The organism is Nostoc sp. UIC 10630 (genome assembly GCF_010747425.1).
In the GTDB taxonomy this organism is placed as follows: domain Bacteria; phylum Cyanobacteriota; class Cyanobacteriia; order Cyanobacteriales; family Nostocaceae; genus Nostoc.
Genome location: NZ_JAAGOG010000099.1, coordinates 1 through 22,188, shown reverse-complemented (window position 1 = coordinate 22,188; position 22,188 = coordinate 1). Strand labels below are relative to the sequence as shown.

The 22,188-nt window shown below is 41.8% G+C and carries 18 protein-coding genes; 12 read left to right on the top strand and 6 right to left on the bottom strand.

Features of this window, described 5'->3' with window-relative positions; genetic code table 11:
• Positions 1–173: 173 nt before the first annotated feature.
• On the bottom strand, positions 174–830 hold the full coding sequence (locus tag G1O98_RS21445) for a class I SAM-dependent methyltransferase family protein (RefSeq protein ID WP_163931604.1): 657 nt from the start codon (positions 828–830) through the stop codon (positions 174–176).
• Between the two features lie 688 nt (positions 831–1,518).
• On the opposite strand from G1O98_RS21445, the gene G1O98_RS21440 reads away from it, so the two are divergent.
• The 7 genes from G1O98_RS21440 to G1O98_RS21410 all read left to right on the top strand — a co-directional run bounded on the left by G1O98_RS21440 (position 1,519) and on the right by G1O98_RS21410 (position 6,710).
• Positions 1,519–2,040, top strand: coding sequence for a phycocyanin subunit beta (locus G1O98_RS21440; RefSeq protein ID WP_012411561.1), 522 nt, complete (start codon positions 1,519–1,521; stop codon positions 2,038–2,040).
• An 89-nt stretch (positions 2,041–2,129) separates the two neighbouring features.
• Positions 2,130–2,621, top strand: coding sequence for a phycocyanin subunit alpha (gene cpcA, locus G1O98_RS21435; RefSeq protein WP_012411562.1), 492 nt, complete (start codon positions 2,130–2,132; stop codon positions 2,619–2,621).
• Between the two features lie 163 nt (positions 2,622–2,784).
• Positions 2,785–3,597, top strand: a complete 813-nt coding sequence (locus tag G1O98_RS21430) for a phycobilisome linker polypeptide (RefSeq protein WP_163931596.1) — start codon at positions 2,785–2,787, stop codon at positions 3,595–3,597.
• A gap of 172 nt (positions 3,598–3,769) precedes the next feature.
• Entirely contained in the window at positions 3,770–4,639 is an 870-nt protein-coding gene (locus G1O98_RS21425) for a phycobilisome linker polypeptide (RefSeq protein WP_163931593.1), read from the top strand.
• A 76-nt stretch (positions 4,640–4,715) separates the two neighbouring features.
• Positions 4,716–4,970, top strand: coding sequence for a phycobilisome linker polypeptide (locus tag G1O98_RS21420; protein WP_163931590.1), 255 nt, complete (start codon positions 4,716–4,718; stop codon positions 4,968–4,970).
• Positions 4,970–5,815, top strand: coding sequence for a HEAT repeat domain-containing protein (locus tag G1O98_RS21415; RefSeq protein ID WP_163931587.1), 846 nt, complete (start codon positions 4,970–4,972; stop codon positions 5,813–5,815). Before G1O98_RS21420 ends, G1O98_RS21415 begins: the two co-directional genes overlap by 1 nt.
• Positions 5,816–5,984: 169 nt before the next feature.
• A complete protein-coding gene (locus G1O98_RS21410) occupies positions 5,985–6,710 on the top strand; it encodes a HEAT repeat domain-containing protein (RefSeq protein WP_163931585.1) in 726 nt (241 codons plus the stop codon).
• Between the two features lie 199 nt (positions 6,711–6,909).
• Here the strand turns inward: G1O98_RS21410 and G1O98_RS21405 are convergent, their stop codons facing one another.
• Positions 6,910–7,560: a hypothetical protein gene (locus tag G1O98_RS21405; protein ID WP_163931582.1), complete on the bottom strand. Its 651-nt coding sequence runs from the start codon at positions 7,558–7,560 to the stop codon at positions 6,910–6,912.
• A 291-nt stretch (positions 7,561–7,851) separates the two neighbouring features.
• Here G1O98_RS21405 and pruA point away from each other — a divergent pair, with 291 nt between their 5' ends.
• Complete coding sequence (pruA, locus tag G1O98_RS21400; protein WP_163931579.1) at positions 7,852–10,821, top strand: L-glutamate gamma-semialdehyde dehydrogenase; 2,970 nt, start codon at positions 7,852–7,854, stop codon at positions 10,819–10,821.
• A 260-nt stretch (positions 10,822–11,081) separates the two neighbouring features.
• A complete protein-coding gene (locus G1O98_RS40095) occupies positions 11,082–11,228 on the top strand; it encodes a ribbon-helix-helix protein, CopG family (RefSeq protein WP_114083081.1) in 147 nt (48 codons plus the stop codon).
• Positions 11,229–11,662: 434 nt separating this feature from the next.
• Here G1O98_RS40095 and G1O98_RS21390 read toward each other — a convergent pair whose 3' ends face one another.
• On the bottom strand, positions 11,663–11,842 hold the full coding sequence (locus tag G1O98_RS21390) for a CopG family transcriptional regulator (protein WP_163931576.1): 180 nt from the start codon (positions 11,840–11,842) through the stop codon (positions 11,663–11,665).
• Positions 11,843–12,280: 438 nt separating this feature from the next.
• On the opposite strand from G1O98_RS21390, the gene G1O98_RS21385 reads away from it, so the two are divergent.
• Positions 12,281–15,826: an NB-ARC domain-containing protein gene (locus tag G1O98_RS21385; protein WP_163931573.1), complete on the top strand. Its 3,546-nt coding sequence runs from the start codon at positions 12,281–12,283 to the stop codon at positions 15,824–15,826.
• Between the two features lie 59 nt (positions 15,827–15,885).
• Here the strand turns inward: G1O98_RS21385 and G1O98_RS21380 are convergent, their stop codons facing one another.
• The 3 genes from G1O98_RS21380 to G1O98_RS21370 all read right to left on the bottom strand — a co-directional run bounded on the left by G1O98_RS21380 (position 15,886) and on the right by G1O98_RS21370 (position 19,818).
• Entirely contained in the window at positions 15,886–16,866 is a 981-nt protein-coding gene (locus tag G1O98_RS21380) for an SGNH/GDSL hydrolase family protein (RefSeq protein ID WP_163931570.1), read from the bottom strand.
• A gap of 62 nt (positions 16,867–16,928) precedes the next feature.
• Positions 16,929–18,041 (bottom strand): ketoacyl-ACP synthase III family protein, encoded by a 1,113-nt coding sequence (locus G1O98_RS21375; protein WP_163931567.1) that lies wholly within the window; start codon positions 18,039–18,041, stop codon positions 16,929–16,931.
• 19 nt (positions 18,042–18,060) lie between these two features.
• On the bottom strand, positions 18,061–19,818 hold the full coding sequence (locus G1O98_RS21370) for a ScyA-related TPP-binding enzyme (RefSeq protein ID WP_163931564.1): 1,758 nt from the start codon (positions 19,816–19,818) through the stop codon (positions 18,061–18,063).
• 388 nt (positions 19,819–20,206) lie between these two features.
• On the opposite strand from G1O98_RS21370, the gene G1O98_RS21365 reads away from it, so the two are divergent.
• Together G1O98_RS21365 and G1O98_RS21360 are read left to right on the top strand one after the other, a co-directional pair.
• A complete protein-coding gene (locus tag G1O98_RS21365; protein ID WP_163931561.1) occupies positions 20,207–20,899 on the top strand; it encodes a haloacid dehalogenase type II in 693 nt (230 codons plus the stop codon).
• A gap of 309 nt (positions 20,900–21,208) precedes the next feature.
• Positions 21,209–22,078, top strand: coding sequence for a DUF5895 domain-containing protein (locus tag G1O98_RS21360; protein ID WP_114083075.1), 870 nt, complete (start codon positions 21,209–21,211; stop codon positions 22,076–22,078).
• The last annotated feature ends 110 nt before the right edge of the window (positions 22,079–22,188 follow it).

The window sequence follows — 22,188 nt, the reverse complement described above, 5'->3', positions numbered from 1 at the left end:
AACCCAACATAAAATTTGGTGGTAATGTTGGGTTGCGTTTCACTCCACCCAACCTACATAAATATATCTTTTAAAAAACTCTAGGTTTCAACATGGATGAGGTTTAATAACAAATATTTAAAAACAACCTAGTGCTGAATTTTATCAATCTTTTCAATCACTATCCACTTAATTTACCTGGCTTTACTTGGAACACCAGTAAACGCGAAAAACTGTTGTTCTTTGGGTGCAGCTAAACTTTCACCAAGATAACGATGAATACCTACTCCCATGTCTCCGGTTGCGGTGAGTTTGAAGTTCACTTCTTCAAATCCATATTCACGGAAAAATTTACGCACAGTCTCAGAGTGGGGAATACCGTTAGAGTGTCCACGAGTCCAAATTACAAAAGCACCTTGTTTGCTCAGAAAACTCAGGTTCGCTAGCAAGCGATTTAGTTCAGCTTCATCTGCAAGATTGCCAAATACACCACAGACAATCACAATGTCTGCTGGCACTGCTTCTACATAGTTAGAGGAGAGAGTTGCATCACCATTGATAAACTCAATTTGTTTTGTCAAACCCAAGGATTCTATTGTTTGTTGTCCACGTTCAACTAGGTGTGGATTTAGCTCTACGAGTCGAGCATAAACATCTTTTGCTCGTGGGTGATTTGATAGCGTTCCTAGCAAATCTCGTCCATCGCCCGCGCAAACACTAACTACACGGATTAACCCTGGTTGGGACAAATTTAAGCTATGGGAAATGTATTCCTGCACAATTTGCAAGCGTTGTTGCAATTTTGGTTCGTTCTTGTAGAGGTCGTGCCATTCAAACCAGTCTTTTACCATAGAGGTGATTTTCGTTGCCATTAATCACAAGTTTGCAAAATTACAGACATGACATACGTGTAACTCACAACTACGATAATTCTATCAAAAAACCGTAGTTTATGTTGAACACAAAGTATCATGAAAAACTCTCCAAAATCAAGTCTTTTTTCTTTATAAAGTTGAGAGCAGAGACGCGAAGAAATTGCACTTATTACCTTGTATCGATGCAATGCAGCCGTAAATATGCTGTATGCTCCTGGCAGAAGATATCAAGTAGCAAATACTACAAAAGTTCAAGGTACGATACCTGCGGCGGGCTATACCTACGCATTCTTTAAGGGATTTCCCTGAAAGAAATTTCCAGTATTTTTAGAGTGCCGGAAAGTTAACCCTAGACGTAAAGTTATGTAAAGGAAATTAACAAACATAACAATAATTTGTAATAAATAATGACGCGGCAGCATTGTATAAAGAGAACTTGGAAGTAAAAAACAACATCTTAATCAGGTTTTCCAGTCGTTCATAGAAGTTTGAAGTTTTTTAACAAAAGTTTTAATCTGAAAGCCTGGAGATCGTAAACTTATTTCGTGGATGTCTGTTTTAGACCTTTCGTAACTCGTCAGGCAGTGCTGACATCAAAAAAAGCTGGACCATTCAGTTTTGAGTCCAATTATTCTTAACCAAGCAAAGTAGGAGATTTAACGCAATGGTTTTAGATGCATTTGCAAAAGTAGTTTCCCAAGCTGATACACGTGGGGAATACCTCTCCGATGCACAATTGGATGCATTGAGCGAACTAGTCAAAGATGGTAACAAGCGTGCAGATGCTGTTAACCGTATTACCAGCAATGCTTCCGCTCTAGTTGCTGCTGCGGCTCGTGATTTGTGGGCAGAACAACCCCAATTGATCACTCCCGGTGGTAATGCTTACACCAGCCGTCGCGCTGCTGCTTGCATCAGAGACTTGGACATCATTCTTCGCTACATCACATACGCAATCTTTGCTGGCGATTCCAGCGTATTAGATGATCGTGCCCTCAACGGCTTGCGTGAAACCTACTTGGCATTGGGAACCCCAGGAGCTTCAGTTGCTGTTGGTATTCAAAAGCTGAAAGCAGCTTCCCTAGCAATTGTCAACGATACAAACAACATCACCAGAGGCGATTGCAGCGCTTTATCAGCTGAAATCGCTAGCTATTTTGATCGTGCTGCTTCAGCAGTAGCTTAAGGCAAATATTGCTGCTATTGACTGAGATAATTGTCCATTAGGACAAAACAAAATTTCAACCAAAAGTTTGTAAAAGGGAAATACCAAAAATGACAAAAACACCTCTAACTGAAGCAATTGCATCGGCTGACTCTCAAGGTCGTTACCTCAGCAGCACCGAAATTCAAGTTGCTTTTGGTCGCTTCCGTCAAGCTCCAGCTAGCTTACAAGCAGCAAAAGCATTGAGCGCTAATGCTCAACGCTTGACCGAAGGTGCTGCTCAAGCAGTATATAACAAGTTCCCTTACACCACTCAACAACAAGGCCCCAACTTCGCGTCTGATGCACGCGGTAAAGGCAAGTGTGTTCGTGATGTTGGCTACTACTTGCGGATTATCACATACGCTTTAGTTGTTGGTGGTACAGGCCCCTTGGACGATTTCTTGATTTCCGGCTTGGCTGAAATCAACCGGACTTTCGACCTGTCTCCTAGCTGGTACATTGAAGCTCTCAAGTACATCAAAGCTAACCACGGTCTAAGCGGCGACCCAGCTGTTGAAGCAAATTCCTACATCGACTATGTAATCAATACTCTAAGCTAGAGTGTTTCTTTAGCCCGGAGAGGAAATCAGCTCTTATGACAAGTGAGTTCTATGAGTTGCTTACCTCTCCGGGCAGTTTTATTTTCAAAAGACTGTTAAAAAACTAGAAAAAATTTTTCTAAAAAGTTTTCAGTTTTGCAGTTAAAACTGAGGAGGTTTAAAGATGGCAGCTTTGGGACAAGCAGCAAGACTAGGGATTGGTGCATTTGAAAACTCAGCACCTGTAGAACTACGCCCCGATAGAACTGAAGCAGATGTGGCAGTGGTTATCCGGGCAGCTTACCGTCAGGTTTTGGGTAATGCATACCTCCTTGAAGGAGAGCGTCTAGAAAGTGCAGAATCACTTTTGCAGCAAGGTTTAATCTCGGTTCGGGGATTTGTGCAAGCCATTGCCCAATCGGAACTTTATCGGGATAAGTTTTTTTACTCCAACTCGCAAACTAGGTTTATCGAGTTAAATTATAAGCATTTATTGGGGCGAGCCCCAGAAGATGAGTCAGAGATTTCGTACCATGTTGAGCTTTATAACTCACAAGGTTACGAAGCTGAAATTAATTCCTACATTGACTCATTAGAATATCAAGAAAGTTTTGGCGAAAATGTTGTGCCCTACTATCGAGGCTTTAAAAGTCAAGTAGGACAGAAGAACGTTGGATATAGCCGACTGTTCCAACTTTATCGTGGTTATGCTAATAGCGATCGCGCCCAAGGACAAAAACAAGGACGGCTAACCTGGGAAGTCGCTAAAAATTTAGCTTCACCCATTTATCCAGTCTCCGCTGGAGCCTTAACCGGTCTCTCTACAGGTGGTCGTGGGGAAACATATCGCATCAGAGTGCTACAAGCCGCTTCCCCCAACTCAACTGTAGTGCGTCGTGGTACTGCGGAATTGATCGTACCCTACGAGCAACTGTCTAGTAAATTGCAGCAGTTGAATCGTAAGGGCAGTAGAGTTATTAGCATTACTGCCGTATAAATAGGGAATCGGGAATTAAGTGAGGAGTTAGGAGTGAGGAGTTAGAGGTGAGGAGTGAGGAGTTAGAAGTTATGAGTTTTAAATTCCTAACTATACCCCTACCCTTAACTCTTAACTCTTGACTCCTAACTCCTAATTTTTCCAACTACTAATTACAAAAGGAAAATTACCAATGGCTATTACAACAGCAGCGTCCCGTCTAGGAACGGAACCTTTTAGCGACCAATCTCCTGTAGAACTGCGTCCCAATGCAACTAAAGAAGATATAGAAAGAGTAATCTCTGCCGTCTATCGTCAGGTGTTGGGCAACAACTATATATTGGCATCTGACCGCCTTACAAGTGCTGAATCTATCCTGCGCGATGGAAAAAATACAGTGCAAGAATTTGTGCGTCAAGTCGCCAAATCAGAACTGTACAAATCCAAGTTTTTCTACGACAATTTCCAAACTCGCGTTATCGAACTGAACTATAAACATTTGTTAGGCCGTGCCCCTTATGATGAGTCTGAGGTGGTCTATCACTTGGACTTGTACCAAAACAAGGGATATGAAGCCGACATCGATTCTTATATTGATTCGGCAGAGTATCAATCTAACTTTGGTGAAAATATAGTGCCTTACTATCGCGGCTTTCAAACCCAAACAGGACAGAAAACTGTGGGATTCAGCCGGATATTCCAACTTTATCGTGGCTATGCTAGTAGCGATACTTCCCAACTCAAAGGCAAGTCCTCGCGTCTTGCTGCCGAACTAGGTCGCAATAGTGCATCTATTGTTGTTCCTCCATCTGGTGCTTCTTCTGGTTTTTCATACGTTGCTTCTGAAAAAGGTGTTACCCCCAACAGTACTTTTGGTGGTGCGGGAACATTTGGTAAAGAAGGCAGACTTTACCGCATTGAAGTGGCAGGTGTTTTTGGTGCTGGATATCCTAGCACACGCCGTGTCAATCAAGCGGTGGTAATACCTTATGAAGAACTATCTAGTTACTTCCAGAGAGTGGTAAAACAAGGTGGTAAAATAGCTAGTGTGAAACCGCTTTAGTGTCATTTGTCAATAGTCATTAGTCATTGATTAATGACTGTTGAAAATTTGAAATTTAAAATTTGGAAGTGATATTATGGTTGGACAAGTTAGTGGTAGAACTAGTAGTCGTAACTTCCGGTATGAAGTAGTTGGTTTACGCCAAAGCGAAGAAACCCAAAAAAACAACTATCCCATTCGTTCTAGTGGCAGTGTGTTTATCACAGTGCCAGAGAACCGGATGAATCAAGAAATGCAGCGAATTACTCGTTTGGGTGGCAAAATAGTCAGTATTCAGCCATTAAACGCTGAAACGACAAATAGCGAACAAAGCGATCATCCTTCTTCCTAATGAATTCCAGTCCACAGAAATTTGAAGATTTATCCGCGACAGGTGATAATGCCGATGGTGGATCTTTAACAGTAGAACAAGCGATCGCAAATCTAGAAAGTGAAGATTTAGGTTTGCGATTTTATGCTGCTTGGTGGTTGGGTAGGTTTCGCATAAGTGAACCAGCTGTGGTTACAGGACTGATCAAAGCTTTAGAGGATGAAGCCGACAGAACACCAGAAGGCGGATACCCTCTAAGACGGAACGCAGCTAGAGCCTTGGGAAAACTAGGCGATCGCCAAGCAGTCTCACCTTTAATTGCGTGTTTAGACTGCTCAGATTTTTATGTGCGGGAAGCAGCAGCACAATCTTTAGAAATGCTAGGTGATCCGGTTTGTATTCCTGCCCTGATCAAGCTATTAGCAGCAGGTTTACATGGAGAACAGCTTGTCTCACAGCAACCTGATTTATCTCAACCCTACGAAGCCATTTTAGAAGCCTTGGGAACCTTGAGGGCGAATGAATTCACCTCTTTGGTAAAACCATTTTTAGAGCATCCAATCGAATTGGTACAATATGCCGCCGCACGAGCGATGTATCAATTAACCGAAGAACCAGCTTATGGAGAACGGTTGGTAAAGGCTTTGGCAGGTGAGAGATTGCAATTGCGTCGAGCAGTGTTAGCAGATTTGGGAGCTATTGGCTATCTACCCGCAGCAGATGCGATCGCACAGACTCTTGCTGAAAATAGCCTGAAACTCATTTCTCTCAAAGGATTACTAGAACATCAAGTCAATCACACAACACCAACCACTTTGTCAGAAGATGCGATTAAAGTGATTAATTTGATGGACTCGCTATTGTAGTCATAAATTGTAGAGAGTAAGTTGTTATTAATACGTTACAAAAAATGTTTATCACAGATAAACCCCCAACCCAACTACAAAATCAGGGTTAGGGGGTTTATGTATGATGTCAACTACGGATAACTTAAGCTACAATTGGCTGACGGCTAATTACTCATGAAAAATTGTTATGAATAACAGCGATCTTGCCCAAATATTGATCCGTGCTGTACAAGAAGCAGATTCGTCAGAGCGCTTAGTAGACGCAGTTCAAGAGTTAGCAGCAGCCAGTATAGAGGAATCTGTTCCTACTCTAATTGCAGCTTTGGGCTACAACAATCCAGGAGCGGCGGTGGCGGCGGTAGATGGACTAATTGCGATCGGGGAAGCCGCAGTATCGCCACTATTGGAACTAATTGATGACTATAACTATGGTGCTAGAGCTTGGGCGCTTCGTGCCTTAGCAGGAATTGGCGATGTTCGGGCGCTGGATACCTTGTTGGAGGCAGCAAAAACCGATTTTTCTTTAAGTGTGAGGCGAGCAGCTGCTAGAGGATTAGGCACTTTGCGCTGGCATCAAGTACCGCTGGAGAAAGTAGAATCTGTTCAGACTGAGGTATTAGAAGCGCTATTATTAATTTCTCAAGATCCAGAATGGGTAGTCCGTTATGCAGCAGTGACGAGTTTAGAAACATTAGCCATTGCAATCGCAGTTACTTTACCCGAGCAAGCGTCGCAGATTACAAATCAACTTCAGCAAATACTCGATACCGATGCCGATCTCGGAGTTCGCACCCGTGTCAAGTTCGCACAAGAAAAAATTCAGCAGCAACAACATCAAGAAGTATTTGCACCGAAAAGAAAGTTACAAGATACTGAAGTTGAAGTGCCTCATCGTGGTGGTGGTAGGCGTTAAGCAATTCAAAATTTCTAGCAGTCGGAAAATTCGGCTTGGTGGTTATAAACCTCGTCTACACGAGGTTTTACCCGCTTGTGCGGGCTAAAAATAAAGGGCTTAAACCTTTGCTAATTTTTTTTAGCTCAAATCGCTAGTCTTTTTTTATGTAGCCACGTTCGTCCTTGGTGTGCCGGAGGCATCATTCCATTGACTGCGATTAATCGGACAATAAAGACTGAATTTCTGCCTGGATATTGCCACGGGCAGAGGGTTCAGCGAACTCTAACATTAAAGGCGTAAAATAGATACGCGATCGCTGTAAAAATCGTTCTAAAACTTTCTGACGACCCATGATATAGTCCTTCTCTGGAAGCCAGCCATATTCCTGGCGAATAGCATGGGCATATTCTTCATATTCCACCGAGTGAGCCGCTAAAATCGCTAAATCTGCATCAATTAGAACTTGGCTATCACAGTCGTTCACCGCAGCTTGGTGGTCTTTAGTATTCAAAATGAGACGCGTAACAGTAGTTATAGTACTTTTTGGAATATCTAAAGTATTCAGTAACTCAAAAGCATAGTCTGCGCTTCGCTCTTCATTATCTTTAGCTTCAGTGTCATACACTACATCGTGAAACCAGGCAGCTAGTTGAACAGCAGCTAGGTTATTGGTGTAGCCTTGTAAAATCTGAATTGTGCTAAGAACACGATCGATGTGTTTTAGTGTATGGTAGTAGCGACTAGGGGTAGAGTAAGCTGCAACCAACGAATTAAAGGCTTTTTCAGCCGCTACCTGGTCAACACCAAAAGATTGGAGTGTATGTTGCCAGTTAGAAAATAAAATATCCATAAAGTTTTCTGTAGGCATAGAGTGAGTATACCCATTCTTAGTATTGGAAAAAACAAGTACATCCTGTTCAAACGACAGAGGGAAGATGCAATAAGAGAAAAAGCTGGAAAATCCTTCCCTTATGCCCAGTTATCTGTGTTTCTCAAAATTCTGCTCGTTAAAAGCCACTACTTAGAATTCTCTTGCTGTCAGACTTAAATTGCAACTTGGCAAACCATTAGATATGGTGACAGCTAAATGAAAGCGTCAAAATAGAAGACACAGGCTTTGTACAAAAAGCCTTGCCTTGATTAACGGAGTTTATTATCAGTGGTATTACAAGTACAAACAAGCACCTACGAAGCTAAAACCCAAGAAATTGCTAAACAACTTCTAGCAGCAACGCAGGAAAATCGTTCGTTTTTTTCTTCACTGCGGGATCAAATGCGCTGGGATGATAAATTATTAGCTTGGGCAATGAGTAATCCTGGATTACGGGTGCAATTATTTCGATTTATAGATACACTGCCTGCTTTGCACAGTAAATCAGAAATTGCCTCACATTTACAAGAATATTTAGGAGATGAATCTGTAGAATTACCGACAGCTTTGAAGGGAATGCTAAACTTTGCTAACCCTGATTCTATGCCAGGACAAGTTGCTGCTACAACCGTCGGTACAGCTGTTGAGACTCTTGCACATAAATATATTTCTGGGGAAAATATTAAACAAGTCATCAAAACAGTTGAACGACTGCGAAAAGAAAAAATGGCTTTTACCATTGATTTACTTGGTGAAGCGGTGATTACCGAAGCCGAAGCGCAGTCTTATCTAGAACGCTATCTAGAATTAATGCAACAATTGGTAGAAGCATCAAAGAATTGGGCAGCTATCCCGGCTATTGATGAGGCTGATGGTGAACCGATACCCAAAGTTCAGGTTTCTGTGAAGTTAACGGCGTTTTATTCTCAATTTGATCCTTTAGATGCTAAAGGTAGTGAGGAGCGAGTTAGCGATCGCATTCGGATTCTCTTACGTCGTGCTAAAGAGTTGGGTGCAGCTGTGCATTTTGATATGGAACAGTATGCTTATAAAGACATAACTCTCAGCATCTTGAAAAAACTCTTGCTAGAAGAGGAATTTCGGCAACGCACAGATATTGGCATGACAATTCAAGCATATCTGCGTGATAGCGAGCAAGATGCCAAAAACGTAATTTCTTGGTTAAAAGAACGCGGTTATCCCCTGACAATCCGCTTGGTGAAAGGCGCATATTGGGATCAAGAAACTATTAAAGCAGCCCAGAAGCATTGGAAACAGCCAGTTTACAACGACAAAGCCGCAACTGATGCTAACTTTGAAACCATTACTCAGTTATTGCTAGAAAATCATCAATATGTGTATTCTGCCATTGGTAGCCATAATGTGCGATCGCACTCTCGCGCCATTGCCATCGCTGAAAGTTTAAATGTCCCCCGCCGTCGCTTTGAATTACAAGTCCTTTACGGTATGGGTGATAAAATTGCAAAAGCATTGGTTGACAGGGGTTATCGGGTAAGAGTTTACTGTCCCTACGGTGAATTGTTGCCGGGAATGGCGTATTTAATTCGCCGATTGTTAGAAAATACAGCTAATAGTTCATTTTTACGCCAAAATCTCGAAAATAGACCAATTGATGAGTTATTAGCGCCGCCAATTGTCAAAGAAGAAAAATCTTTAACTCCTAACTCTCATTTCCTCGGTGCAGCTGATACCGATTATGCGGTGGAAGAGATCAGAACAAAAGCGGCGCAAGCTTTCCAAAGCGTTCGTCAACAATTGAGTAAAACTTATTTGCCGTTAATTAATGGGGAATATGTTGATACGTCGGAATTTGTTGATTCTCTCAACCCTTCTAATTTCAGTGAAGTAGTTGGTAAAGTAGGCTTAATTAGCGTTGAACAGGCTGAACAGGCGATGCAAGCAGCCAAAGCCGCATTTCCTGGGTGGAGGAAAACACCCGCGAAACAACGCGCTGATATTTTGCGGAAAGCGGGTGATTTGATGGAACTCCGCCGCGCCGAACTTTCAGCTTGGATAGTTTTGGAAGTTGGCAAACCAGTTAAGGAAGCTGATGGAGAGGTTTCGGAAGCGATAGACTTTTGTCGGTACTACGCTGATGAGATAGAAAGGCTGGATAAAGGTGTTAATTATGACCTTGCCGGAGAAACTAACCGTTATATCTACCATCCACGGGGGATTGTTGTAGTAATTTCTCCCTGGAATTTTCCTCTAGCGATCGCTTGCGGAATGACTGTTGCAGCTTTAGTTTCAGGCAATTGCACTCTCCTTAAACCTGCGGAAACATCTTCTGTGATTGCAGCGAAACTCACAGAAATTTTGGTAGATGCTGGTTTTCCCAAGGGTGTCTTTCAATATGTGCCAGGGAAAGGTTCGCAAGTCGGTGCTTACTTGGTAAATCATCCTGATACTCATGTAATTGCTTTTACTGGTTCTCAAGAAGTTGGCTGTAGAATTTACGCAGAAGCCGCAATCTTAAAACCTGGACAAAAGCACATGAAACGTGTGATTGCTGAAATGGGCGGCAAAAATGCCATCATTGTTGATGAAAGTGCTGATTTAGATCAAGCAGTTGTAGGGGTAGTGCAATCGGCATTTGGTTACAGTGGACAAAAATGTTCTGCGGCTTCCAGGGTGATTGTGCTGGAGCCGATTTATGAAGCCTTTGTGCAACGATTGGTAGAAGCGACAAAATCCTTAAACATTGGAGAAGCAGAATTACCTAGTACCCAAGTTGGGCCTGTGATTGATGCTAATGCCCGCGATCGCATCCAGAAGTATATTGAGATAGGTCGGCAATCAGCTGAGGTAGCCTTGGAATTACCAGCACCTAAACAAGGATATTTTATTGGCCCTGTGATTTTTAGTGAAGTATCACCCAATGCAGTAATTTCCCAGCAAGAAATTTTTGGCCCTGTGCTGGCGATAATTCGGGTAAAAGATTTCCAGGAAGCGTTAGCAGTCGCCAACGGGACAAACTACGCTTTAACTGGAGGACTTTATTCTCGAACACCTTCGCACATTCAGCAGGCGCAGACAGAATTTGAAGTTGGGAATTTGTACATTAACCGCAACATTACCGGAGCGATCGTTGGGCGGCAACCCTTTGGTGGATTCAAACTTTCTGGAGTCGGTTCTAAAGCAGGTGGCCCTGATTACCTATTGCAATTCCTAGAACCACGTGCGGTAACAGAAAATATTCAGCGCCAAGGTTTTGCACCAATTGAAGGTGCAGATTAAACTACAAAAGTAGTTAGGGTATATATTCCAAGAGATTTGGGTTAAAGCTTAATCTTTCCTAACCATCCTAGAACTTACGCAAACAGAAAATTTCCAGGTAGAGGCAATTCATGAATTGCCCCTACAATATGTAGTTTTGCGTAAGTCCTACATCCTTAAAAAGGTATCCCAGCACATCCCAAATTTAGGTTACTTTCCCTCTGGAAAGGTAAAATCAGGGTTTGAAGCTATGAGTGAGTACACGATTTATCTGTTTTAGTATGAACAAAAAATGGGCGGTCAAGCGAATCACTATAAACCTGGCATCAAATGAAGCCAAGAACCTCGAAAAATATTGTGAACAGACAGGCAGACCAGCGACGGATGTGATTAGAGAACTCATTCGAGCCTTGCCACAGACGAAATAAAAGTAGATTTGCGAACCATTTCACTTTGGTTGATTCTCAAGATATAAATATTAGAATTTGGGTAATTTTTGGAGAGGCAGGTAAAAACTGAGTAAAGGCGTGCTACGCTCGCCGTAAACGATCACAGCACGCCGAAAACAAAATGACGTGATTACTATATTTAGTTACAAAATGAGGGCTGAGAAACTGTTTATACGGTTCGGCGACTACTTTAGTCTGTCATCACTTCCATCAAAGAATAATTTCTAATCCTTGTTTTTTAGTATTTTCGCAACAAACAACAGCAAAGAAAGTAGCAAATATCCAGTTGGAAGTGTTTGATTTTATGATTACCGCTCTTGAATTACTCTTGTCAGAGTAAACTGAAAACCTTTGTCCAAATCTACAACACCTTCTACTATAGTCATGATTTTTCTGGACTGGGACTTGACAGGTCAAGGTAAGGCTTCAATCAGTTCACGAATCACGTCTATTGCTGGTTTGCCTGTTTGTTCACAATACTTTTCAAGATTCTGAGCTTCATCTAATGTCAAGTTTAAGGTAATTCGCTTAAGCGCCTTTTTCTTGCTGGAGATTGCCAAATGGGGAAATTTAAGTGCAGCAGTTTTATTCATTGATTGATAAGCTAGATATATACAAACTTTCCTTATCAAGCTTGCCAATTTTGAAACGTCTTTACCAGTGAAAATCAAGATTTTGAGATTGAACTTAAGCGTTAAGCTCCAAACACATTACTGAAAGTAGAAGGTATTAAATTACTAGTGCCATACGGAATAAATCAACTATTGCGGTTGCTGCAAGAAGCTTTTGGCTGAAGACCTTGTATCAGCAACGATCCACAGTCCAGATTTTATGTTAATAAGTTGTGTTAAATTACCGAAACAATTAGATTCCTAAAGATGGCTGACATGAGTAAGGATTTTGGACATACAACTATTTGAAATTTCTGCAAGATGAAATTGTTCCTTTGTGATAGCTATCACCTCATATCTATAGCAACCTAGTAGATAATCCTTTTAGTTAAAGGCGATTACCCAAACGTGAGTTAATACATGACTTTACAGAATTGGAGACGAAAGCGTGGCGTTGCACTTACTACCAAGGGTTTACAAAAGATTAAGGAAGCTAAGCATCAGTCAGAAGCAAAAGAAAATTTTGGAAACAGATATACTCTTGAAGAAATGAGTGCCCGCTCCGGGTTATATTCTGCTACCATCTCGAAAGTCTTGAATCGAGAAGGAGGGGTTGATAAACAAACTATTGAAAAGCTTTTTTCAGCTTTCAATTTAAAAATAGATAAAAGTGACTATTTAAGCTCAATTAATCGCCTAGATTGGGGAGAAGCTATCTTTAACCCAGTTTTTTATGGACGTACAGAAGAACTTACTACCCTAGAGCAATGGATTCTTAATGAACACTGCCGATTGATTGCACTATTAGGGATAGGAGGTATTGGGAAAACGACGCTCTCTGTAAAGCTTGCTCAACAGATTCAGGACAACTTCGAGTATGTGATCTGGCGATCGCTACGAGAAGCCCCACCTGTTAAATTTATTCTAAGTAACCTGATCCAATTTTTATCTGACGAGCAGGAAACAGAAGGTAACTTACCAGAAAGCTTTAGCGATCGGGTATCAAGACTCCTCTACTATTTGCAAAATCATCGCTGTTTGGTGATCCTTGATAATGCAGAGTCAATTCTCCGCAGTGGTAGCCGCGCCGGACTTTATCGAGAAGGATATGAAGAATACGGTGAGCTTTTAAGACGGATAGGAGAAGCAACTCACCAAAGCTGCTTAGTGCTGACTAGTCGTGAAAAACCGAAAGAAGTGGCATTACTGGAAGGAGAAGCATTATCTGTTCGCTCATTACTATTGAGTGGCTTGAAAGTAGCAGAAGGGCAAGAAATCTTAAAATTCAAAGGGCTATCTGCGGTAGAGGATGAATGGAAAGTAATGATTGAGCGCTATGCAGGCAATCCCTTAGCCCTAAAGATAGTTGCTACAACCATTCAAGATATTTTTGGTGGTAATGTCACTGAATTTTTGCAACAGGACACGGCTGTTTTTGGCGACATTCGTGATGTTTTAGAGCAGCAGTTTGAGCGCTTGTCAGATTTAGAAAAGGATATCATGTACTGGCTAGCGATTAATCGTGAGTCGGTTACACTCTCAGAATTGCGAAACGACATAATATCACCAGTTGCACAATCAAAATTACTAGAGGCAATAGAATCGCTGGGGAGGCGATCGCTAATCGAGAAAGCTACGCCTACGCTAATTGGAAAAACTGGATCACTTTTTACCCTCCAGCCTGTAGTTATAGAGTATGTGACTAGTAGCTTGATAGAAAGCGTCTGTAAAGAAATTATCGCTCACAATATTGATTTATTCAGGAGTAAAGCTCTAACAAAAGCGACAGCAAAAGAATATGTTAGGGATACTCAAATTCGCCTCATCATCAAACCAGTTATAGATGGGCTGCTTACTGCCTTTAGAAGTAAAAAAAACCTAGAAAATCACTTAGCTCAAATTTTAGCAACCCTACGACAGATATCCCCCCTAGAACAAAGTTATACAGCAGGAAATGTCTTTAACCTGCTTTGTCATTTAGAAACTGATCTCAGCAATTATGATTTTTCTTATCTAACTATTTGGCAAGCCGACTTACAGAATGTAAAGTTGCATAATGCAAATTTTGCTCACACACATCTAGCCAAGTCTGTTTTTATCGAAACCTTTGGTGGTATTTTTTCAGTAGCCTTTAGCCCTAATGGTAAACTTTTAGCTACTGGTGATACCAATGGAGAAATTCGCTTGTACGAAGTTGCTAATAGTCAGCAACTTCTGACTTGTAAGGGTCATACTGGTTGGGTTTGGTCAGTCTCCTTTAGTCCCGACGGTGAGATTCTTGCCAGTGGCAGTAATGACCAAACAATAAAACTGTGGGATACCAGTACTGGTCAGTGTTTAAAAACTTTTGAGAGTCATAGTGGTGGGGTTCGTTCGGTCACTTTTAGTCCTGACAGTCAGGTTCTTGCTAGTGGCAGTGATGACCAAACAGTGAAGCTATGGAATATCAGTACAGGCAAATGTTTGAAAACGTTACAGGAAAATGGTTGTAGTGTATGGTCTGTTGCCTTTAGTCCAAAAGGTGATGTGTTGGTAAGTGGAAATGATGACTATAAGGTAAGGCTGTGGGATATTAACAGCAATTCATGTATTCACACTTTAGAGGGTCACACTCAACGGGTCTACTCAGTCACTTTCAGCCCTGACGGTAATACACTAGCTAGCGCCAGCCATGACCAAACAGTTAAACTCTGGGGCACAAGTACTGGTAAATGTATTAAAACTTTGCAGGGACATACAGATTTGGTACATTCAGTTATTTTCAGTGTAGATGGTAGCGCTCTTGTTAGTTGCGGTGATGACCAGACAGTTAGGGTATGGGATTTCGTGAGTGGTCAATGCCTTAAAACTCTACAAGGACACAAAAGTAGGGTATGGTCGTTAGCAATATGTATAAATCAAAATATTTGTGCTAGTAGCAGTGACGATCAAACTATAAAATTATGGAATATCAGTACTGGTCGATGCATTAAGACTTTCCAGGGTTACAACAATGGGATATGGTCAGTTGCTGTGAGCCCAACTGATAATAATATTCTTGCCAGTGGTAGTAATGACCAAACAGTGACACTGTGGGATATTACGGTTGGTAAGTGTATCAACACTTTACGGGAACATGGTAGGAGAGTTACATCAGTTAGCTTTAGCCCTGATGCTCACTTGCTTGCTAGTGGTAGCGAAGACCAAACCGTAAGGTTATGGGATCTAAGTACTAGTAAATGCCTTAAAATATTGAAAGGACATAGTAATCGAGTTACATCAGTTACTTTTAGTGCCGACAGCTATTTTTTGGCAAGTGGTAGCGATGACCAAACAATAAGAATATGGGATATTACCACTGGCCAATGTCTCAATACTTTACGAGAACATAGTGGTAGAACATGGTCAGTCACCTTCAGTCCTGACAGTCATGTATTAGCTAGTGGTAGTCACGATCAAACAGTGAAACTTTGGGATGTTCTTACTGGCAGATGCCTTCATACTTTACAAGCTCATACCGAATGGGTTTGGGCAGTTGCCTTTAGCCCAAATGGTCGTATACTAGCTAGCGGTAGCGGAGACCAAACGATTAAACTCTGGGATGTCAGCACTGGTCACTGTATTAAAACTTTGCAAGACCATACAAATACTGTATATTCAGTCGCTTTTAGTCCGGATGGTCGTATGCTGGCGAGTGGTAGTGGAGACCAAACAGTTAAGCTTTGGGATGTTAAGACAGGTAGCTGTTTAAGAACTTTATTAGGACATAGTAGATGGGTTTGGTCAGTCACATTTAGTTCTGATGATCAGACTGTGGTCAGTTGTAGTGAAGATGAGACAATTAAGATTTGGGATGTACAAACAGGTGAATGTTTGAAAACTTTGAAAAGTAAAAATCCTTATGAGGGAATGAATATCACTAGCATAAGTGGCTTAACTGAGTCTCAGAAGGATACTTTAAAAGCTCTAGGAGCAGTTGAGTATTAAAGGAGACTTTATATTAAAGTTATAATACAAAGTCAAGCCAGCTTGGAACAAGTGCTAATTCAATTAGTTATTTTGTCTTTCAATAGCGAAACTGCACCTAAAATGGTATATGCTAGCATTCCTAATCCAGCAGATGCTTCGGGTACTGGTACTGGCTGAAGCGCTGAGAATGCTAATTCTCCAATTAGCTTATGAGCAGTAGTTGTAGGATGCACTCCGTCCCAAAACAAAAATTCTTTAGGGTTGCAGGAAACTTGTTGTGTGGGAATATCTATAGGCACTACTGATAAGTCTTCGCTAAGGCAAGAGTTAGTAACGTTTGTAAAACCGAATTCCTCTGGAGCGGCAACGATTCTATCGAATAGAGAATTAACATTCAGTTCTATAATGTTGATATCGGGACTTAATTGTTGACTCAAAACTTTGAGTTCTGTATTCAAGCTAGAGTTATGTTCGCTGCTGAATGTGCTAAATAAGTTGGAACGTTGACTAGTGAAATTTGCAAAAGGCGATTTTCCCAAATCTGGTAAGTTGACGACCATGATATCTTTAGCACCATCAGCAACAAGTGATGTCAACGCTGTTGATAAATTTACCACTGTATTGCTAGGATTTGGCTCACCATCGAAAAAGTAACTTAGGTAGTCATTAGTTCCAGCCCAAATAATATATAGAGCATTAGAATCGGCAGCTTCTGCTGCTACAAAGTTATTTATCTGTTGCTGCAATCCTGGTAAGGTAGCTAAACCAATATTCTCAGTTCCTGTAGTCGCACCACCAAAAGCAAAGTTATTTTTCAGATTTAATGTTAATCCTAGATCATCGGCAAGATAATCAACCCAATTTGGACCATTAGAAAAATGCCCATTATAGTATGTTGGACTTGGGGGGATAATTTCATTAGTGGCATTAAATACATTACCAATATCAGATAAACTATCTCCAAAGACATAAATGTTGTCATAATCTTTTGCTAATACTTTGATTGGAGATATCAAAGATACCAGCAAAAATCCTGTTGTTATAATTTGTCTTTGCACAGTTAATTCCTTAATCTAATTTCAAACTCGTAAAGATGCCCTGAGAAAAATATCGCTTCTTTCTAAAAAGTTTTTTTTGCTAATTTAGAACTTTCAAGAGGATGAGGGGCTAACGCCACATTACCCCAGCGCATTACACTTGCAGAGGCAACACCTGCTGCACCAGAACCATAAATGAGAACTAAGTCATTTTCGTGAATCTTACCTAAATGTGCAGCATGATAGAGATTTGCCACAGTCAGTACTGGCCCTATATTTGCATATAGAGGGTAGAGATCGATCGTGCGCTCTGGGTCAATACCCAATAGCCGCGTGCAGAAGCGTGTCATCCAAGCAGTAGGGGTATTGAAAAGAAAAAAGTCGATTTGCTCTAACGTTACACCAGCAGATGCGATCGCACCCTCACAACATATAGAAAGAAACTCCGCAGCTGTTTCGCGTAGAGCTTTCGCACCCTTACCAGTCTGCATACGGACTCGTGAATTTCCTTGTTCATCTTTTGTCAGTTCAGCAGATACGACCTCACATAGCGCACCTGTATGAACTGTCTTAGTACCAAGAATACCCTGATTTCCTTGCAATGAACTGACTACAAAGGCTCCAGCACCATCACCAAGAAACCAAGACACAGTATCTTGCTCGTCAAAAACGCGAGAATAGGAACATGAAATAACTACTAGTACATTACGATACTCTCCCGCTCGCACCAAAGCAGAGGCAGTTTGAAGTACAACTGGCGTACTCCCACAGGTTCCATCAAGATTCCATGCAGCACCTACAAGACCGAGTTTACGGGCAAGAAAGGCGGCATTGCCAAATCCAATTTGTTCTGGCCAAACTGAGGCCACAATCATCAAATCAATATCATTAACAGAAAGTTTGGCTGCATTCAGGGCATCTGTTGCCGCGCGATACTCCAAGGTCAAGGAGGACTCCTCATGACTCAGCAGCCAGCGTTCAATAGTACCACGAAAGGGATCTGATAGATAAGGCAACATTTCCATATCAAATTCGTTAGCTGGAGGGGTTCCAGTCAGCGAAAACATCCTTGCCAATCCTTGTTGTTCAGCCTGAGTTATTAGCTCAGGGTACTTTTCTACGTAATAGTTATTGGTACGTCTAATAGTTGGAAAACTTAGTGCAATTGAGCGAATACCTACTGGGGAATGCACCATATAAAAATTTTTTCTTATCTTAATAGTTGGTAGCGCCCTGTGAAATTAGGCTTTGATTTCGACTTTGAGCGGGTGCTATTTGGGTGGGATCTATGATTACATCAACCACAAATGGGTCAGTCGCTGCGATCGCTTTTTCTAACGCTGCTTGGATGTCGTACTCTGTTTCAACGCGGATACCATCAGCTCCCATCCCCTGAGCAATCTTGACGAAATTCGCTTGGGGAATCGTTGCATCCACGTCCTTGAAACCCACATACGTCATCCCCTGTTCGCACATATTGTAACGCCCGTCGTTGAGTATAATCCAGACGGCAGGAATTTGGTAGGCTACCGCAGTGTTTACCTCGCTGTTCATGAGCATAGCACCATCTCCAACAATGGCGACGGCTTTACCTCGACGTGCTAGCGCAGCGCCAACGATACCAGTACAAGTATGACCCATAGCCGAGAACCCTGTGCTGGCACGAAAACGTCCCGGTTTTGCAAATTGCAAGAAGTTAATTGCCCAAGCAAATGAGTTTCCACCCTCAGCCAACACCAATGCATCACTTCCTTCAACGATTACCTGTTGAATCCCATTCATCAATATATTCGGTAGAACTAGATTGCTAGTGCATGGATGAACTACATTATGTACTGGTCTCGATAGTGACAGGGCAGTTGACAGACTAAGATTCTCTGGAAAGTATCTCAACAGAGCCTTCACAAAAAGTCTCACATCGGAGTGGATGGCTAACGTCTCAACAGATGGATATGCGCTTCCTGGAACTTTGGGGTCTATGTCAACATGCAAAAAGCCTTGCCTGGGAATCATCTCAGGGTTCCAGAAGGAGGTAAATTCGCCAAGACGTGTTCCTAATACTAGGATGTGCCTTGGACGTTGCTCCCTCATGTACCTGAAAACAGACTCATGCCCACCAAAGCCGGTAACGCCTACAAATTGAGGATGATCTTCAGGAAAAATACCCTTAGCTCGTGGTGAACACATTACGGCAGCCCCTGTTCTCTCGGCAAGCTGACGAATATCTTCTCCTGCACCCCGTGCCCCGAAGCCCACCCAAATTGCAAACGGCTCCTCAGAGAGTAAGTGAACACATTTGGCTATCGTCTCCTCACTTGCTGTTGCCACAGCCTGAGACAAAGTTAGTCGTGGCAAAGATGTATTTACAGAACTTGTCTGGATGTTTGTCGGAATACTGATATGAGCTACAAATCCTCCAGGTTGTGCTAGACCAAGAGCAATCCTTCGATCAACCTCTGGAAGCTCATCGCTGGATTCGAGGGTTGTTGCATAATGGAATATTGTCCCCGAAGTAAAAATATCTGCACTAGGCATAGTGTAGTTGCTAGTTTCCTGACAAGCCCAACGACCACGCTGTAGTGAAGAGGTCGAAGCTGACACTAAAATAACCTTAGCACCCTCCCAACGGGCAGCTAATAGCCCTGTCAAAGCATTGGTGATCCCCGGCCCTGTAGTAGTGAATACCACAACTGGGCGATCGCTAGCAAAGTGCGCCTCAATGGCCGCAAAGGCTGCTCCAGCTTCGTGGCGAAAGTGCAGCACCTGCATGGAACTTTGATGTAATGCAGCCCACACTGGGGCGATCGCACCTCCCGAAACCCCAAAGGCATACTCTACTCCCATATCTCCTAGCATTTTAACCACTGCCTCTGCTACCGAAGAAGGTCTAGATGGCTTGCTATGAGATTGCTGTTCAGTGGAGTTTAATTGTTCAGTGGTATTCGCTTGTGTGTCCTGAAATTTAAGATGCATACAAACTATACTTATTAGGAATAATTTCCCCTGTTGAAGTAACATTATCCCACACGCTAAACTCAGCAATATTACTTTTTTTAGATAACTACCATACAAATTTTTTAGTACTGCTTTTGTAAAGCAGTTAGTTAGAAACCTTAAAACGACCCTCACACTTTGCCTTGCCAATCTTTTAGCAGTTGAGAATCTGATACAGGGAATGTCTAGAGAATTCAACAATATGATGTAGACGTTGCGCGTAGCTTGCGGTGATCACTGAACTTTGTCGCAAGCTACGCGCAATGTTTCGTAGAGAAGTGCGGGCTGCGCCAACGTAGATGGGTTAACCTGTTTTCCAGTTTATGAGAACTGAACACTATAGAATCAAGCTGTGGAGTATAAAAAGGTGATTAACTTCAATCAGTATAAAGCTTTAACTTTCGATTGTTATGGAACCCTGATTGATTGGGAGAACGGCATTTTAGGAGCGCTCAAGCCACTTTTGCTGGCACACAACACTGATTTAGATGACAATCGAATTCTGGAACTTTTTGCTGAATTTGAAGCAGAACTGGAAAAGGGTGACTATATCAAATATCGGGAAGTTTTAAAGAGAGTAGTCGAGAAATTTGGTGAACAATTTGGCTTTGAGCCAACTGTCAAGCAACTAAATTCAATTGCTGATTCGATTCAGCATTGGCTACCTTTTCCCGATACAGTTGAGGCACTTAAAACCCTCAAGCAAAAGTTTCAACTGGTAATTATCTCCAATGTAGATGACGATCTATTTGCTTTTTCTGCAAAATACTTGGAGGTAGAATTTGACCAAATAATCACAGCAGAACAAGCAAAAAGTTACAAACCCTCCTTAAACAACTTCAGACTGGCTATTAAGAGAATTGATTTGCCGCTAGAGCAGATATTACATGTTGCTGCTAGTGTATATCACGATATCGTTACAGCCAAATCTTTAGGACTATCAACAGTCTGGGTAAACCGTCGAGCAGAAAAAAAAGGATCAAAAACCACAGAATCAGCATTAAGTCAACCTGACTTAGAAGTGCCTGATTTAAAGACTCTTGCTGCTTTGAGTTCATAGAAATGATACTGAGCAATAAGTGCTGAGTACCCAGCACTGTTTCGATGGGGATCTTTATCTGTAATGATTAGAACTCGAAGAGCTTTCACGCCAAGGAAGTCAAAAAACGAAACAGGGATTGCAACATAGATTGATTTTGCTTTACCCTGGAAAAATTACTACACCAGTTTGACGGCATGTTCGACCTCTTTTTGAGGGCGACACGCAAGGTACGAGTAAATCTTGTAGCAATGCTCTCTTTCTGGCTCTCCTTTCCTCAGCGCTTTGCCGATAAACTTGTTCAATAAAACACTTTGATAGCCTAAAACGATGAAAGCATCTGCTAATTTCGACTTTGAAGACGAGAAATTTAATGCACCGCCTTCTCAAGTCATCCCTTGGTGTCAGATGATTAATCCTCGGTATGGCACAGATGGTATGCAATCCCACGGTTTGGCGATTAAACTAGATAACGCCAATGCTGTAGGCTTTGTGCCAGATGATAATTGGCAGCAGGTAGAGCATGAATTTAGTTCTGGAGTCGAAACAGTTTTTATTAGCACTACTCCAAACTTGGTTTTAGTGCGTCGGGGGCCATTGTCTGTTAAGGATCGGGAAAGTGGTCTAAAATTGGGTACGCTTAAAGAGAATTATGATGCCTTTTTAGCAGATAAACTTAAATTTAAAACCTTTACTCGCTATCTAATTTTTATAGTGGGTGAAAATAAAAAATTTTTACACGAATCACCACTACAACTAACTCTTAATGGTGCTGCCGGAGCGAGTTTCAGCAAAACCTACTGCGAATATCAACAAGGTAAAGTAGTTAGTGGATTCGTGGCTGAACTAGAAAAAGCTTATGCTGTTTACCGCAAGCAACCTTTAACGCCAAAAGGCCCTTTGTTCCATGCTCACGGGATTTTTTGCCCGATAATTGAGTGTGAAGAAAGAGGTATTGAACCAAATACAGTTCTAGTCGCTTCAACTGTAGACTACAAACATCCCACGGTAGGGACTTTAACTCAATATTTAATAGCTTCGGATTCTCTGGAGTCTGCAATGATTTGCAAGACTTTTGAAGAATACAAAGATTTTGGGAAGGAACCTGTAAAATCAGAAACGCCTAAATTGGCAATGGCAGGAGTTTCTAACTCTTATGTTTATGCCGATGAAGATGATTTTGCTTATCCGCCGTATTAGATGGGATTGGGGATTGGGGAATGGAAAATGGGGAATGGGGAATGGGGAATTGGGAATTGGGAATTGGGTTATTAATTTTTCTCCCCTGCTCCCTCTGCCTCCCCTGCCTC

Coding starts and splice junctions, on each gene's coding strand:
- G1O98_RS21420 (WP_163931590.1), top strand. CDS start 4,716: ATGGTTGGACAAGTTAGTGGTAGAACTAGTAGTCGTAACTTCCGGTAT.
- G1O98_RS21410 (WP_163931585.1), top strand. CDS start 5,985: ATGAATAACAGCGATCTTGCCCAAATATTGATCCGTGCTGTACAAGAA.
- G1O98_RS40095 (WP_114083081.1), top strand. CDS start 11,082: ATGAACAAAAAATGGGCGGTCAAGCGAATCACTATAAACCTGGCATCA.
- G1O98_RS21425 (WP_163931593.1), top strand. CDS start 3,770: ATGGCTATTACAACAGCAGCGTCCCGTCTAGGAACGGAACCTTTTAGC.
- G1O98_RS21430 (WP_163931596.1), top strand. CDS start 2,785: ATGGCAGCTTTGGGACAAGCAGCAAGACTAGGGATTGGTGCATTTGAA.
- G1O98_RS21360 (WP_114083075.1), top strand. CDS start 21,209: ATGAAAGCATCTGCTAATTTCGACTTTGAAGACGAGAAATTTAATGCA.
- G1O98_RS21390 (WP_163931576.1), bottom strand. CDS start 11,842: ATGAATAAAACTGCTGCACTTAAATTTCCCCATTTGGCAATCTCCAGC.
- G1O98_RS21445 (WP_163931604.1), bottom strand. CDS start 830: ATGGTAAAAGACTGGTTTGAATGGCACGACCTCTACAAGAACGAACCA.
- G1O98_RS21405 (WP_163931582.1), bottom strand. CDS start 7,560: ATGCCTACAGAAAACTTTATGGATATTTTATTTTCTAACTGGCAACAT.
- G1O98_RS21415 (WP_163931587.1), top strand. CDS start 4,970: ATGAATTCCAGTCCACAGAAATTTGAAGATTTATCCGCGACAGGTGAT.
- cpcA (WP_012411562.1), top strand. CDS start 2,130: ATGACAAAAACACCTCTAACTGAAGCAATTGCATCGGCTGACTCTCAA.
- G1O98_RS21440 (WP_012411561.1), top strand. CDS start 1,519: ATGGTTTTAGATGCATTTGCAAAAGTAGTTTCCCAAGCTGATACACGT.
- G1O98_RS21370 (WP_163931564.1), bottom strand. CDS start 19,818: ATGCATCTTAAATTTCAGGACACACAAGCGAATACCACTGAACAATTA.
- G1O98_RS21385 (WP_163931573.1), top strand. CDS start 12,281: ATGACTTTACAGAATTGGAGACGAAAGCGTGGCGTTGCACTTACTACC.
- G1O98_RS21375 (WP_163931567.1), bottom strand. CDS start 18,041: ATGGTGCATTCCCCAGTAGGTATTCGCTCAATTGCACTAAGTTTTCCA.